The 14,461-nt window shown below is 57.4% G+C and carries 13 protein-coding genes; 11 read left to right on the forward strand and 2 right to left on the reverse strand.

The window, feature by feature from the left end; translation table 11 throughout:
• Nucleotides 1-59 precede the first annotated feature (59 nt).
• Nucleotides 60-329, reverse strand: a complete 270-nt coding sequence (locus ACN28R_RS10825; RefSeq protein WP_048639462.1) for a HypC/HybG/HupF family hydrogenase formation chaperone — start codon at nt 327-329, stop codon at nt 60-62.
• 678 nt (nt 330-1,007) lie between these two features.
• Between ACN28R_RS10825 and ACN28R_RS10830 the strand changes: the two genes are divergently transcribed.
• From ACN28R_RS10830 to hycI, 11 genes are read left to right on the forward strand one after another with little or no spacing between them, the layout of a single operon-like run.
• On the forward strand, nt 1,008-1,631 hold the full coding sequence (locus ACN28R_RS10830) for a 4Fe-4S dicluster domain-containing protein (protein ID WP_048639464.1): 624 nt from the start codon (nt 1,008-1,010) through the stop codon (nt 1,629-1,631).
• A complete protein-coding gene (gene hyfB / locus ACN28R_RS10835; protein ID WP_095834397.1) occupies nt 1,628-3,646 on the forward strand; it encodes a hydrogenase 4 subunit B in 2,019 nt (672 codons plus the stop codon). The genes ACN28R_RS10830 and hyfB overlap by 4 nt, the downstream gene beginning before the upstream one ends.
• A 10-nt stretch (nt 3,647-3,656) precedes the next feature.
• A complete protein-coding gene (locus ACN28R_RS10840) occupies nt 3,657-4,646 on the forward strand; it encodes a respiratory chain complex I subunit 1 family protein (protein WP_375153881.1) in 990 nt (329 codons plus the stop codon).
• Between the two features lie 16 nt (nt 4,647-4,662).
• A complete protein-coding gene (locus tag ACN28R_RS10845; RefSeq protein WP_095834398.1) occupies nt 4,663-6,117 on the forward strand; it encodes a hydrogenase 4 subunit D in 1,455 nt (484 codons plus the stop codon).
• A 12-nt stretch (nt 6,118-6,129) separates the two neighbouring features.
• Nucleotides 6,130-6,780, forward strand: coding sequence for a hydrogenase 4 membrane subunit (gene hyfE, locus ACN28R_RS10850; RefSeq protein ID WP_095834399.1), 651 nt, complete (start codon nt 6,130-6,132; stop codon nt 6,778-6,780).
• Nucleotides 6,781-6,785: 5 nt separating this feature from the next.
• Nucleotides 6,786-8,438, forward strand: coding sequence for a hydrogenase 4 subunit F (locus ACN28R_RS10855; protein WP_095834400.1), 1,653 nt, complete (start codon nt 6,786-6,788; stop codon nt 8,436-8,438).
• Nucleotides 8,431-10,167: a hydrogenase large subunit gene (locus tag ACN28R_RS10860; protein WP_048639468.1), complete on the forward strand. Its 1,737-nt coding sequence runs from the start codon at nt 8,431-8,433 to the stop codon at nt 10,165-10,167. The genes ACN28R_RS10855 and ACN28R_RS10860 overlap by 8 nt, the downstream gene beginning before the upstream one ends.
• A gap of 11 nt (nt 10,168-10,178) precedes the next feature.
• Nucleotides 10,179-10,763, forward strand: coding sequence for a hydrogenase 4 subunit H (gene hyfH, locus ACN28R_RS10865; RefSeq protein ID WP_048639469.1), 585 nt, complete (start codon nt 10,179-10,181; stop codon nt 10,761-10,763).
• Nucleotides 10,760-11,554 (forward strand): NADH-quinone oxidoreductase subunit B family protein, encoded by a 795-nt coding sequence (nuoB, locus tag ACN28R_RS10870; protein WP_048639470.1) that lies wholly within the window; start codon nt 10,760-10,762, stop codon nt 11,552-11,554. Before hyfH ends, nuoB begins: the two co-directional genes overlap by 4 nt.
• A complete protein-coding gene (locus ACN28R_RS10875; RefSeq protein WP_048639471.1) occupies nt 11,551-11,955 on the forward strand; it encodes a formate hydrogenlyase maturation HycH family protein in 405 nt (134 codons plus the stop codon). The genes nuoB and ACN28R_RS10875 overlap by 4 nt, the downstream gene beginning before the upstream one ends.
• Nucleotides 11,948-12,424, forward strand: a complete 477-nt coding sequence (hycI, locus tag ACN28R_RS10880; protein WP_095834401.1) for a hydrogenase maturation peptidase HycI — start codon at nt 11,948-11,950, stop codon at nt 12,422-12,424. The genes ACN28R_RS10875 and hycI overlap by 8 nt, the downstream gene beginning before the upstream one ends.
• 64 nt (nt 12,425-12,488) lie before the next feature.
• On the opposite strand, the gene ACN28R_RS10885 is transcribed toward hycI, so the two are convergent.
• Nucleotides 12,489-14,162 (reverse strand): methyl-accepting chemotaxis protein, encoded by a 1,674-nt coding sequence (locus ACN28R_RS10885; RefSeq protein ID WP_095834402.1) that lies wholly within the window; start codon nt 14,160-14,162, stop codon nt 12,489-12,491.
• Between the last annotated feature and the right edge of the window lie 299 nt (nt 14,163-14,461).

Raw genomic sequence — 14,461 nt, forward strand, 5'->3', positions numbered from 1 at the left:
TTATTATCATTATCACCCTGTAAAATGAACAAGCCTTGATTCACATCACAAAAGGGAATTTATTGGCGGAGAAAAAATGTAACATCTTGTTCCAATTCTTCCATTTGCCGTAAAACATCCAGTGTCGCCTGGGCCTCTTCTTCATCTATACGGCTCATGGCGAAGCCGACATGAACCAGAACCCAGGTGCCGATCAGCTGTTGACGATCGATGCCATCCATCACCAGGGCAATATTCACTTCACGCCGGACGCCGCAAATATCAACCCAGGCCAGTTGTCCGTCATCAGATGCCAGCTCGACGACCTTTCCCGGAATGCCTAAACACATGCTCATTCTCCACCGATATTTGGCAGGTAGTATCACCCGGCAATTTTGATAAAAATTATATTGCAATTTTTATGCCAAAATAAAAATAACGCACATAAAATCATCAATAACGCTGTGTTAAATAACGCTTCCCTTACATAAAACAGAATAAGTTTACATAACGCGTCTGTTTTTGGCATATGTTTTCTATGCATCCGCTTATCCGCTGCGAATACCTCTTCGCCAACACTGGTCATTCCGGTCAACACTCGTCATTCCCGCGGCAGTAGGCGGGAATCTCCCACTGGAATCACACACAGCCATCGGCTGATGCCCGCCTGCGCGGGCATGACGGAACGGCGTTACCGCCACCCGGCGTCCCCGCCACCCGGCGTCCCCGCAGGCCATAGGTGGGGATCCGCTTTCGCGACGACCCATTGCCGCCGAGATACCCGCCCCCATAAATGACGAAGAAGAAAGCGACGCGGTGAAGGAATAATTTTCTCGTCAAAAGTGTCGAAACCGCCCGGCGAACGGCTGTCGACACTAATGACGAGCGCATCGCCATCCCCTGCGCAATGACCGGTCTTTCCCTCCCCGGCCCTTATCCGCTGCGGCCTGGCGATGTCAGGTTGCGACGTGGCACGAAATATGCTTTAGCGCTGTAAACCTAAATAATTCCCCACGGAGGGTATGGCTATGAACCGCTTCGTCATTGCGGAGCCCAAACGCTGTATCGGATGCAATACCTGTATGGCCGCCTGTACGCAGGTACACCGCCGTCAGGGATTGCAGACTCATCCGCGGCTAACGGTAGAACGCGATCTTGCCGGCACCGCGCCGGTATTATGCCGCCACTGTGAAGATGCGCCCTGCGCCAGAGTCTGTCCGGTTAATGCCATCACGCATCAGGATCAAGCCGTGGTGCTGAACGAAAATACCTGCATTGGCTGCAAGCTGTGCGCGATTGCCTGTCCCTTCGGCGCTATTACGCCATCAGGCAGCAAGCCGTTAGCCGTTCCGGCGACTTTCCCCCAGAATATCCCGCTGTCGATGCTCGCCGATGTGCCGGTCAGCGTCTCCTCCGTTAATCCTTTTCTGGCCTGGAATGCCGGCGTCCGCAGCGTCGCCGTGAAATGCGATCTTTGCGCTTTTCAGGAGCACGGGCCGGAGTGTGTCCGCGTGTGCCCGACCAAGGCGCTGTTTATCGTCGATGAGCGGGAGATCGAACGGGTCAGCGCCGAAAAACGCCGGCATGCGATGGAATGGCCGGCGGGCAACATGCCTTTCCCGCCAGCGGCCGATCGGGAGAATAAACTATGATGACTTCATTGGAATGGCTGGCGCTGGCGCTGACGCTCTATGCGGCTGGCGCGCTGTTATCCCTCTGCCTGGCGCGCGCCGAGTCCCTGGCTATCCTGTTAAGCGGCGTCTGTTCGGCGCTGGGCGGCCTATGCGGTCTTGCCGCCGCCCTGCCGGTATTGCTTAACGGTCGATTGCTGACGGCCGTGTTCGCCGGGCCGTTTGCCGCCTTTGCCCACTTAACGATAAGAATGGACGCGCTGGCGGCCTTTATCGTCATGGTCATTTCGCTACTGGTTATCGTCACGTCGCTCTATTCGCTGTCTTATTTACGGGAATACCGCGGACGCGCCTGGGCGATGGGGTTCTTTATGAACCTGTTTATCGCCTCAATGGTGGCGCTGGTGGTGGTCGATAACGCCTTCTATTTTATTATCCTGTTTGAAGCGATGTCGCTCAGCTCCTATTTTCTAGTGATTTCCGATCAGGACGAAGAAGCCATTAACGCCGGGCTGCTTTACTTTTTAATCGCTCACGCCGGTTCAGTGCTGATCATGATCGCTTTCTTCCTGCTGTATCGCCACAGCGACAGCCTCGACTTTGCCGATTTCCGGCAGGCCACCCTCTCCGCGCCGCAGGCGTCTATCGTATTCCTGCTGGCCTTCTTCGGCTTCGGCGCCAAGGCCGGGATGCTGCCGCTACACGGCTGGCTGCCGCGCGCGCACCCGGCCGCGCCGTCTCACGCGTCGGCATTAATGTCCGGCGTAATGGTGAAAATCGGCATCTTCGGCATTATCAAGGTGGGGATCGACCTGCTGGGCGCCACCGAAATCTGGTGGGGCGTCGTCGTGCTGGCGTTCGGCGCCGTCTCTTCGGTGCTTGGCGTGCTCTATGCCCTGGCCGAACACGATATCAAACGATTGCTGGCGTACCACACCGTGGAAAATATCGGCATCATTCTGATGGGCGTCGGCGTGGGCATGATCGGCATCGCCGCGCACCACCCGCTGCTGGCGGTTCTCGGCCTGTTGGGCGGCCTGTACCACCTGCTGAACCATGCCGTATTTAAAGGGCTGCTGTTCCTGGGCGCCGGTGCGGTGATTTACCGTCTGCACAGCAAAGACATGGAAAAAATGGGCGGCCTGGCGCGTTTGATGCCGTATACCGCGCTGGCCTTTTTGATCGGCTGTATGGCGATTTCCGCGCTGCCGCCGTTGAACGGGTTTGTCAGCGAATGGTTCACTTACCAGTCGCTGTTTACCCTCAGTCGCGAGGGCAGCTTTTCACTGCGGCTGGTCGCGCCAATCGCCATCGTCATGCTGGCGATCACCGGGGCGCTGGCGGCCATGTGCTTCGTCAAAGTCTACGGCATCAGCTTTTCCGGCGCGCCCCGTAGCGAGAAAGCCGCTCAGGCGCGGGAAGTGCCCTGGCCGATGACCGCCGCCATGTGGCTGCTTGCGCTGTTATGTATCGCGCTCGGCGTCGGCGCCAGCGCAGTGGCGCCGGTGGTAAGCCGGGTGGCCGCCAGCCTGACGGGCACCGCCGCGCCGCTGGTGGCGCAGGGCATGCTGGTATTTCCCGGCGATCCAGGTCAAACCGCATTATCCGCGCCGCTTATTTTCATTCTGCTGCTGGCCCTGCCGCTCCTGCCGTTACTGCTCTATATCGGCGCGAAAGGCTCCCGGCTGAATTTCCGCCGCCGCGGCACGCCCTGGGCCTGCGGCTATGCCTACGAGGCCTCGATGGCGGCGTCCGCCGCCAGTTTCACCCAGCCATTACGCGTGATGTTCGCCCCGTTGTACCGCATGCGTAAAACCCTGGACCCGGCCCCGATGATGCAAAACGCGCTGGACAAAACCACGCTGGCGGCCGGGCGAACAGAGCCGATCTGGGATACGCGCCTGGTTATGCCTGCGGTCAATCTGGCGCAGCGCGTGGGGCGGATGACGCAACGGATTCAGCATGGCGACTTTCGGGTCTATTGTCTGTATGTGGTCGCGGCCCTGGTGATCCTGCTGCTGACGACGATGGCCTGAGGAGAACATGATGATCGCTGAAAGCTCAATCACAGGAACGATAAACTCAGGGGCGCTGGCCGCGCCCGTATCCAGCCTGATAGCCTGCGCGGTTATTCAGGCGTTGGTTCTGCTGGCGCTGGCCCCGTTGATGTCCGGTATGGCGCGGGTCATCCGCGCCAAGATGCACTCCCGCCAGGGGCCGGGCGTACTGCAAGACTATCGCGACATTTTCAAGCTGCTGAAACGTCAGGATGTGTCGCCACAGCAGGCGGGCGGCGTTTTTCGCCTGATGCCTTACATTCTGATCGGTACGATGTTGCTGGTCGCCATGACGCTGCCCATCGTCACCTGGGTATCGCCGTTTGGCGCCGCGGGCGATGTGATTACGTTGCTCTATCTGTTCGCCCTGTTCCGCTTCTTCTTTGCGCTGGCTGGTCTTGATTCCGGCAGCAGCTTTGCCGGTATCGGAGCCAGCCGCGAACTGACGCTGGGTGTTTTGGTTGAACCCATCATGATTCTGGCGCTGCTGGTGGTCGCGCTGATTGCCGGCTCCACCAACATCGGCAACATCAGCAGCGTGCTGGCAGGCAACCATTGGCTATCGCCGACCGCCACCATGATGGCGTTGCTGGCCTGCGCTTTCGCCACCTTCATCGAAATGGGGAAAATCCCCTTCGACGTGGCCGAGGCCGAACAGGAGCTACAGGAAGGCCCGCTGACGGAATATTCCGGCGCGGCGCTGGCGCTGTTGAAATGGGGGATCAGCCTGAAGCAGGTGGTGGTCGCCACCCTGTTCCTTTCTATTTTCGTCCCGTTCGGCAAAGCCGAAACCTTGACGTTGACCGCGCTGGCGGGAGGCACAATCGCGTTTCTTATTAAACTGATCGTGGTGTTTTTCGTCGCCGCGATCGTTGAAAACAGCCTGGCGCGCGGACGCTTTCTGCTCACCGGGCATGTGACCTGGCTGGGCTTCGGCGTCGCCGCGCTGGCGTTCGTTTTCTATCTTACCGGTCTATAAGGAGTAAGCATTCATCATGGATATTTTCATCATAAAGAATGTTGCCCTTGCGACCATCCTGCTGCCGTTTTTCGGCGCGCTGCTGATAGCATGCCTGCCGCTGCGACAGGCCAAAGGGTTATGCATTCTGTTTGCCCTGCTGGCGACGCTTGGCATGGCGTGGCTGGGCTACGGCTATCTGGCCGGGGGCAAAACCGACCTTGCCTATACCCTATACCGCTATGGTCAGGCTGAGCTCTTTGGTTTTCTGTTCGACAGAATCAGCCTGCTGATTGGCTTCGCCGTGGTGTTCCTCGGCCTGTTGGTCAGCATTTATTCCACCGGTTACCTGACGTTGGGCAACCGGGAGCATCCGCACGAAGGCACCAACCGTTATTACGCCTTTCTGCTGGTGTTCATCGGCGCGATGGCCGGCGTTACGCTGTCATCCACCCTGCTGGGACAACTGCTGTTTTTCGAAATCACCGGCGGCTGCTCCTGGGCGCTCATCGGCTACTACCAGCAGCCCAAATCACTGCGTTCGGCGCTGAAAGCGCTGCTGGTAACGCACATCGCGTCCATCGGGCTTTATCTGGCGGCGGCCTATCTGTTTGTGCAAACGGGAACCTTCGCGCTGAGCGCGCTGGCGCAGTTGGACACTAACGGCAAAATCATCGTGTTCAGCGGCATTCTATTTGCCGCCTGGGGGAAATCGGCCCAGCTTCCGCTGCATATGTGGCTGCCTGACGCCATGGAAGCGCCAACGCCGGTCAGCGCTTATCTGCACGCCGCCTCGATGGTGAAAGTGGGCGTCTATATTTTCGCCCGGGCGATCTTATCCGCCGAGCAGGTGCCGCACATTATTGGCGTCGTCGGCATCGTGATGGCAACCATCACCATGGTATACGGCTTTATCATGTATCTGCCGCAAAAAGACATGAAGCGGCTACTGGCCTACTCCACCATTACCCAACTGGCCTACATTTTCTTTGCGCTGTCGCTGGCGACGTTCGGCTCGCGCATGGCGTTCGACGCGGGCGTGGCCTACATCTTCAACCACGCCTTTGCCAAGAGCCTGTTTTTCCTGGTGGCCGGCGCGCTCAGCTACAGCTGCGGCACCCGGATGTTGCCGAAACTTAAGGGCATAATGCGGAAAATGCCGCTGCTGGGCGTCGGATTCTGCGTCGCGGCGCTGGCCATTGCCGGCGTGCCGCCGTTTAACGGTTTCTTCAGTAAGTTTCCCCTGTTCGCCGCCGGTTTTAGTCTGTCGCGGGAGTACGTCTGGCTGTTGCCGTTGCTGATTATCACGCTGATTGAGTCGGTAGCCAGTTTTGCCTGGCTTCTCTACTGGTTCGGCCGCACCGTACCGGGGGAACCATCCGAAGAAGTTGCGACTGCCACGCCCGTTCCGTGGGCCATGCAGGGGGTGTTGATCGTGCTGATCGTCATGTCGGTATGTTCAAGCGTTATAGCCGCCATCTGGCTGAACTAAGGATGAATGATAATGACTGGATCCTTGATCATTAATAACCTGGCCGGGTTGCTGATTATCACTTCCCTGCTGGTAATCTGCGCCCGCCGTCCGACGGTATCGGCCTGTCTGTATGCTTTACAGTCTCTGGTATTGGTGCTGATTTTCCTCTCGCTGGCCGATCTGCTGCAGGCCCATCAGCTTTATATGTGGTCCCTGAGCGCGTTTATCACCAAGGTGATACTGGTTCCCGCCATCATGTACCGCGCGTTTCGCAAACTGGACGATCCGAAAGCCGATGGCGGCGTGGTCAGCCCGGCGGTCATTATTCTGCTGGCGACCCTGATTATGGTGCTGTGCTACTTCGTGGTGGCGCCGGTTCAATTACCGATGGTGAATTCGCTGAAACCGGCGCTGGCGGTATCCCTCGGGCACTTCATGATCGGCCTGCTGTGCATCGTTACCCAGCGCAATATCCTTAAACAGGTATTCGGCTATTGCCTGATGGAGAACGGCGCGCACCTAACGCTGGCGCTGCTGGCGAACCGGGCGCCGGAACTGGTGGAAATCGGCATCGCCACCGACGCGATTTTCGCGGTGATCGTCATGGCGTTGATGGCGCGGAAAATCTACCGGACGCTCAACACGCTGGATGTGCAACAGCTAACGGCGCTGAAAGGGTGAATAATATGACCAATACCGACCTCCTTCTCACCCTGCTCGCCACGCCGCTCGTTACCGCGCTGCTGGCTTTCCTGTGCCGATTCGCCGGCGCTCAGGCGCGCACGCTGGTGAGCGTTATCCATCTGCTGGGCATTATCGCCCTGCTGGCGGTTTCCATGCAGCAGGTCTGGCTGGTGTACCAGAGCGGCGAAATCCTGGCCGTACACAACTGGCTGCATCTCGACAGCCTCAGCGCCCTGTTTCTGGCTATCCTCGGCATTATCGGCTTTATAACCGGGCTGTACTCCCTCGGCTATATGCGCCATGAGGTCAACGGCGGCGAAATCACCATTACCACCCTGTGCGACTACTACGGCTTCTTCCATCTGTTTCTGTTCACCATGTTGCTGGTGATCACCAGCAACAACCTGATTCTGATGTGGGCCGCCATTGAAGCCACCACGTTGAGTTCCGCCTTTCTGGTCGGCCTCTACGGACAGCGCTCTTCGCTGGAAGCCGCCTGGAAATACATCATCATCTGTACGGTCGGCGTCGCTTTCGGGCTATATGGCACCGTTCTGGTGTACTCCAACGCCGCCAGCGTGATGGCGGAGCCGGGAGACGCCATCTTCTGGACGGAAGTGCTGAAACGCGCGGGCGAACTGGACGGCACCTTGATGCATCTGGCGTTCATCTTCATCATCATCGGTTTCGGCACCAAAACCGGCCTGTTCCCGATGCATGCCTGGCTGCCGGATGCGCACAGCGAGGCGCCAAGCCCTACCAGCGCGCTATTGTCCGCGGTGTTGCTGAACTGCGCGCTGCTGGTGATTGTGCGCTATTACATCATCGTCAGCGCCGCCATCGGTTCCGACTTTCCCCGCACGTTGCTGCTGGTTTTCGGCATGTTGTCGGTCGCCGTCGCCGCATTTCTGATCCTGGTTCAGCGCGATATGAAACGCCTGCTGGCCTATTCCAGCGTCGAAAACATGGGGCTGATCGCCGTGGCGCTGGGAATTGGCGGCCCGCTGGGCATTCTCGCCGCCTTACTGCACACCCTGAATCACAGTCTGGCGAAAACGCTGCTGTTCTGCGGCTCCGGTAACGTCCTGCTGAAATACGGCACGCGCGATATGGATGCGATTAAAGGCATTATGCGCGTTACCCCGCTCACCGGCGCGCTGTTGGCCGGCGGCGCGCTGGCGCTGGGCGGCATGCCGCCTTTCAATATATTTCTTAGCGAATTCATGACCGTGAGCGCAGGGCTCAGCGCCGGGCACGTATGGCTGGTGATTATCCTGTTGGCGCTGCTGACCGTGGTGCTGGCCGGGTTGGTGCGCATGGTCGCCGGCACCGTGCTGGGCAATAGCCCGGAAGCGGTCGCCAAGGGGGAACTGGGTATCATGACCACCGCGCCGATGGTTGTGCTGCTGGTCCTGATGCTGGTGATGGGCACGCATATTCCCCAGCCGGTTATCCGGCTGCTGGAAAACGCGACGGCCATCGTCAGCAACGCCAGCGCGGGTCAAAACAACGAAATTGAACTGAATAGCCCGTTTCTGATGCCCTGGCAACGCCCCGCTCAACGCCCTGCCGCCGCCGTCAAAACCCGCGAACTATCCATGGCTGAACGTTCAGTGTTAACCCCTTCCCGTCAGGAGACGTACCGTGATGAATGAAAAACCAGCTTCCGCCCAGGGATCCCATGCCGATGAACTCGGCGCCGGCTACGCCGCTCGGGTGAGACAGCGCTTCCCGGCCGCCATTCTGGAGGAAGAACGGCAAACATCGAACCAGCTCACCCTGACCGTCAAACTGAATATGCTGCCGGAAGTGGTTGAATTCCTTTATTACCAACAGGGAGGATGGCTGCCGGTTCTGTTTGGTAACGATGAACGCTCGCTGAATGGCTATTTTGCCATTTACTACGCGCTGTCGATGGAGGAAGGCGAGAAGTGCTGGGTGATTATCAAAGCGCTGGTCGACCCGGATAACCCGGAATTTCCCTCGGTGACGCCCCGCGTACCGGCCGCCGTCTGGGGCGAGCGCGAAGTCCGCGATATGTATGGACTGATCCCGGTCGGCTTGCCCGATGAACGCCGGCTGGTGCTGCCGGACGACTGGCCGGACGATCTCTATCCGCTGCGTAAAGACGCTATGGATTATCGTCAGCGGCCGGAGCCGACCCGCGATGACGAGTCCTATACCTTCACCAATGAAGCCACCGGCGCAACCCGCGTCGTACCCATCGGGCCGCTGCACATCACTTCGGACGAACCCGGTCACTTCCGCCTGTTCGTGGACGGAGAACAGATTATTGATGCCGACTACCGTCTGTTCTATGTACACCGGGGAATGGAAAAGCTGGCGGAAACGCGCATGGGTTATAACGAAGTCACCTTTCTGTCAGACCGGGTGTGCGGCATCTGCGGCTTTACCCACAGCGTGGCTTATTCCACCTCTATCGAAAATGCGTTAGGCATTGTCGTTCCGCCGCGGGCGCACGCTATTCGCAGTATTTTGCTGGAAGTGGAGCGTCTGCACAGCCACCTGCTGAATATCGGGCTTTCCAGCCACTTCGTCGGTTTCGACACCGGATTTATGCAATTTTTCCGCGTTCGTGAAAAGTCGATGACCATCGCCGAGATGCTTACCGGCGCGCGTAAAACCTATGGTCTGAATCTGATTGGCGGTATCCGCCGCGACATCCTGAAAGACGACCGGTTAAAGACCATCAAACTGATTAGGGAAATGCGCGCCGAGGTCAGCCAACTGACCGATATGCTGCTCAGTACGCCGAATATGGCGCAGCGCACCCAGGGTATCGGCATCCTCAACAAGAAAGTCGCCCGCGATTACAGCCCGGTTGGCCCGATGATCCGCGCCAGCGGCTTTAAGCGGGATATGCGCATCGATCATCCCTATGCCGGCTATCTGGATCTGCCGATGGAACTGCATCATCTGGATGCGGGCGATGTCTATTCCCGGGTGCTGGTGCGGGTGCGCGAGGTATTCACCTCCATGGCGATGATTGAATATGGTCTGGACAACCTGCCTGAAGGCCCGCTGCTCAACGAGCACTTCACCTATCAGCCGCACAAATTTGCGCTGGGCTATGCCGAGGCGCCGCGCGGTGAAGACGTCCACTGGAGCATGACCGGCGACAACCAGAAACTGTTCCGCTGGCGCTGCCGCGCCGCCACCTATGCCAACTGGCCGGTGCTGCGCTACATGCTGCGGGGCAACACCGTTTCCGATGCGCCGCTGATTATCGGCAGCCTGGATCCCTGCTATTCCTGTACCGACCGGGTGACGCTGGTCGATGTGCGCAAACAGAAAATCACCACCGTGCCCTATAAAGAAATAGAACGTTACGGTCTGGAACGTACCCGTTCGCCGCTCAAGTAGAGGGATGAATCATGTTGAAACTGTTTAAAACCATCCTCAAGGCAGGCAACAGTACGGTGAAATACCCGTTTAAACCGTTGGAGGTGTCGGCGGGATTTCGCGGCAAACCACAATACGACGCCAAACAATGCATCGCCTGTGCCGCATGCACTACGGCCTGTCCGGCCAATGCGCTGACGATGGAAACCGATGTCGTCAACGGCACCCGCACCTGGCAGCTTTTTCTCGGCCGCTGCATCTTCTGCGGACGTTGCGAAGAGGTCTGCCCGACCCGCGCCATCGTGCTATCGCAGGAGTTCGAAATGGCCGTCGCCAATAAGGCCGACCTTTATCAACGGGCCACGTTTAACCTGCTGAACTGCCGCGTTTGCCACCGCCCTTTCGCGCCGCAAAAAGAGGTGGAATACGCCATGGCGCTGATGGCGCAGTCCGGTTTGTCCGAAGAGGCGGTGGCGGCGCGGCGGCACCATTTTGAAACCTGCCCGGAGTGTAAACGTAAACAGAACATGGACAACAAAGACAATGTGATGCTGAGCCGGTATGTTTTTCCTCCGGCCGGCACCGCGTCAGCGACGGTCAAGGGGAGCAAATCATGAGCACTCAGTCTACTGGCGCCGAGCAGCACTACCGGAGTACACCGATCGTATTGGATGAACAGGCGCAGAAACTCAAGAAAACCCTGCTGAAAGATATCCAACGTTCGGCCTACGTTTACCGCGTCGACTGCGGCGGCTGCAACGGTTGCGAAATAGAAATTTTCGCCGCCATCACCCCACTGTTCGACGCCGAACGCTTTGGCATCAAAGTGGTGGCGTCGCCCCGTCATGCCGACATTCTGCTGTTCACCGGCGCGGTGACGCGCGCCATGCGAACGCCGGCGCTGCGCGCCTATGCATCGGCCCCCGATCCGAAAATCTGCATCTCTTACGGCGCTTGCGGCTGCGGCGGCGGGATTTTCCACGATCTGTACTGCGTCTGGGGCGGCAGCGATACCATTGTGCCGATAGACGTCTATATTCCCGGTTGCCCGCCGACGCCCGCCGCCACCATTTATGGTTTTGCCGTCGCGCTCGGTCTGCTGGAGCAGAAACTGCACGGTAGCGATCATCAGCAGGCCGATGATGAAAAAGCAGCCTTGATTCATCCCGGCGTACCGTTGGATTTGCGCGTGCTGCTGGAACGGGAGGCGCGACGGATGGCGGGGTATCGCCAGGGGCGGGAAATCTGCGACGCCTTTTTAGCCCGGATGGAACAGCAATCCCTGGATGGCCTGGATCAGCGTATCGGCGACTGGCTGCAACAGCATAACGATCCGCGGCTGAATGAGATTGTCGGCCGGCTGCAACAAATTTACCTGTCACTGCTGAAGGGGGAAAACGGCCGATGAACAGTCAGGTGATTTTCTATGCCCTGAACCAAAAGTTTCTCGACAGCAAGGACAAGGTGCCGGAACAGGCGCAACAGGTGATGTATTACTCGCTGTCGATTGGTCACCACGTCGGGGTTATCGACTGTCTGAAGCGGATACTGACCTGCCCGCTGGCGGACTATCGGCATTGGATCGGACAACTCCCCGACGGAGAAGCGCAGCGAAAAATGGCCGGTCTGATGAAATTCGGCGAGATCGTCATTGATAGCAGCCATACCAAACTGCTGGGACAGGCTTTCAGCGATTTATCCGCCGGGCAGGATGCCTATCCCGATTGGACGGACACCCTGCTCGCCTATCTGCGGGCGATTGAACAGGAAACGGCGCTTTATTTAATGGTGAAACGGATTGATGACTGAACCAATCGAACGCGCGGACAATATGGTGCTGACCGTGGGTAACAGTATGATGGGGGATGATGGCGCCGGGCCGTTGCTGGCCGAACGCATGCGGCAAAACCCGGTGGCCGGCTGGTCGGTGATTGACGGCGGCGTCATTCCTGAGAATGCGGCCCATCGGCTGCGCGCCTTACGGCCTAAACGGCTGCTGGTGGTGGATGCGACCGATATGGGGCTGCCGCCCGGCGAAATACGCATTATCGATCCGCGGCGGATCGCGCAGGATTTACTGATGAACACTCACAATCTGCCGTTGAATTTTTTGATCGAACAGTTGCAGGAAGATATTGCGGAAGTGATTTTCGTCGGTATCCAGCCGGCGCTTGTCGCATTCTACTGTCCGCTCAGTCGGGAAGTCGAACAGGCGGTGGAGCAGATCCGCCAGCGATTGCCCGGCTGGCAGGGGAATGGCGGTTTTCAGGCGCTGTAGCGTTACTCAGCGCCTGAAGTAAAGGGGATAGCCTATCCCCTGATAGGCTCGCCATAGTTCACAGTTAAAAACGCTGCCAATCATCATTCCGCTGAGCGCTGACCGGCAGCAGCGGCGCTTTCCCTCCCATCCCCGTCGGCTGCGGCGCAACGGTTTTCTGCCAGTGTTCCGTCTGCCGGTTATCATTATCCTCAAGCTGGAAAACATCCACCGCCGCCGACAGTTCGCTGGTTTGTTGATCCAGTTTGGCCGCGGCTTCCGCCGATTGTAATACCAGCGCCGCATTCTGTTGCGTCACGCCGTCTATTTCATGGATCGCCTGGCTAATTTGACTGATGCCGTGAGTTTGCTCATCGGTAGCGGCGGCGATTTCGCCGATCAGCTCGTTAACATGATTAATTGCGGTAATAATGGCTGCCATCGCCTCGCCGGACTGGCGAACCTGATCGGCGCCGGTCGAGACACGGGATACCGACTCGGCGATCAGCGCCTCAATCTCTTTCGCCGCCTGCGCGCTGCGCTGCGCCAGGGTACGGACTTCACCAGCCACCACCGCGAATCCCCTGCCCTGTTCTCCGGCTCTGGCGGCCTCAACCGCCGCATTGAGCGCCAGGATATTGGTCTGGAAGGCGATGCCGTTAATCACCGTGGTGATGTCGGCCACCTTACGCGAGCTGGCGCTGATATCATCCATCGTGTTCATGACGCTGTTGCTGATTTCACCGCCTTTTGTCGCCGCGCCAAAGGCTTCCCGCGCCAGTTCTCGCGCCTGATAAACATTCTCTGCGGTTTGTTTCACCGTGGCGCTGATCTGCTCCATACTGGCGGCCGTTTCCTGTAGCGCGGCCGCCTGCTGTTCCGTCCGGCTGGAAAGATCGTCGTTGCCATTCTTGATATTGGCGGTGCCGTTATCGATCGCCGTCGCGCTTTGACGAATAACCGTGACGGTATCACGCAGGCTTTTCTGCAACCGTTTGATATCCGGGATCAAGCGGCCCGCGCAGTTCCGGCCGAACTCGGCCAGATCGCCCGCCAGCCGGCCCGCGGTTAGCTGGGCCAGATGCGACTTGAGAACCCCAATAGGAATAACCAGATAATTTCTCAGATAATACTCGGTAAATATCAACACCATAATGCCAATTATCATGGCCGCGACCAGGACGTTTCGATTATGGATATTGTATTCGTTTACCACGGGAATAAATTCCGACGCGGTAATTTGATCGGTGTATGCCTTAACATTATCGCCAAAGGCCAAACTAATCGGCGGATAAATGCCACGGAATATCCGATAAAACTCATCTTGATTATTTTGTTGCAACGCGGCATTCATAGGATCAATCGCCGCTGAAATTAACGTTGACCAATTATGGGTAATTTCATCAAGCGTCGCCTGTTCCACCCCAATATGCTCCGACGATTTGAAGTTCTCCAACGATTCCTTGGAATTTTTTATGGCAATCTGCGCCATATCCAGCGTTTTCTTCGCATTGTCCCCATCGTCATGCTGCAAATAATCCATTGTTCGCTCCATACGGGTAACGGCTCTGAAATACTGATCGCTGCCATAGACCAGATAGGAGTACGTTTTTCGCTGCGTTTCATTTTTACTAAGTAAATCAGTCGCCTGACGAAGCGAGTAAAGACTATAACCTGATGCTAATCCCCAGATCGCCAGCAGCATAGCCACTATAATTAGCACCATAATTCTTATGCTAATATTCTTTAGAAAGCTCATAATACACCCCATGAATTTACCAAACGCCGTTCACACCAAGATGATATTGGGATACTTTTTTTAATCATGACGCTGTCGCTGCAATGCTACGCACAGGCCGCCCGCTGACGCAGGGGAAACGCCTGAATTAATCATTAATTAGAAGCACTGCTGCAGGAAATCCGATATATCCAAAAGCGAGATCAATATAAAAGTAGAGGCTCCTTTCCGGCTTGGGGATAAATAAAGTATAGGCGTTAATGTTAATATAGAGAAAGAGCGGGCGATAAGAATATCCCGCATCGCCCATTGCCTGACAC

This window comes from Brenneria goodwinii (assembly GCF_002291445.1).
Lineage (GTDB): Bacteria > Pseudomonadota > Gammaproteobacteria > Enterobacterales > Enterobacteriaceae > Brenneria > Brenneria goodwinii.

What these genes read in the sequence shown, in the direction of transcription:
- ACN28R_RS10825 (WP_048639462.1), bottom strand. Translation starts at nt 329, where the DNA reads ATGTGTTTAGGCATTCCGGGAAAGGTCGTCGAGCTGGCATCTGATGAC.
- ACN28R_RS10830 (WP_048639464.1), top strand. Translation starts at nt 1,008, where the DNA reads ATGAACCGCTTCGTCATTGCGGAGCCCAAACGCTGTATCGGATGCAAT.
- hyfB (WP_095834397.1), top strand. Translation starts at nt 1,628, where the DNA reads ATGATGACTTCATTGGAATGGCTGGCGCTGGCGCTGACGCTCTATGCG.
- ACN28R_RS10840 (WP_375153881.1), top strand. Translation starts at nt 3,657, where the DNA reads ATGATCGCTGAAAGCTCAATCACAGGAACGATAAACTCAGGGGCGCTG.
- ACN28R_RS10845 (WP_095834398.1), top strand. Translation starts at nt 4,663, where the DNA reads ATGGATATTTTCATCATAAAGAATGTTGCCCTTGCGACCATCCTGCTG.
- hyfE (WP_095834399.1), top strand. Translation starts at nt 6,130, where the DNA reads ATGACTGGATCCTTGATCATTAATAACCTGGCCGGGTTGCTGATTATC.
- ACN28R_RS10855 (WP_095834400.1), top strand. Translation starts at nt 6,786, where the DNA reads ATGACCAATACCGACCTCCTTCTCACCCTGCTCGCCACGCCGCTCGTT.
- ACN28R_RS10860 (WP_048639468.1), top strand. Translation starts at nt 8,431, where the DNA reads ATGAATGAAAAACCAGCTTCCGCCCAGGGATCCCATGCCGATGAACTC.
- hyfH (WP_048639469.1), top strand. Translation starts at nt 10,179, where the DNA reads ATGTTGAAACTGTTTAAAACCATCCTCAAGGCAGGCAACAGTACGGTG.
- nuoB (WP_048639470.1), top strand. Translation starts at nt 10,760, where the DNA reads ATGAGCACTCAGTCTACTGGCGCCGAGCAGCACTACCGGAGTACACCG.
- ACN28R_RS10875 (WP_048639471.1), top strand. Translation starts at nt 11,551, where the DNA reads ATGAACAGTCAGGTGATTTTCTATGCCCTGAACCAAAAGTTTCTCGAC.
- hycI (WP_095834401.1), top strand. Translation starts at nt 11,948, where the DNA reads ATGACTGAACCAATCGAACGCGCGGACAATATGGTGCTGACCGTGGGT.
- ACN28R_RS10885 (WP_095834402.1), bottom strand. Translation starts at nt 14,162, where the DNA reads ATGAGCTTTCTAAAGAATATTAGCATAAGAATTATGGTGCTAATTATA.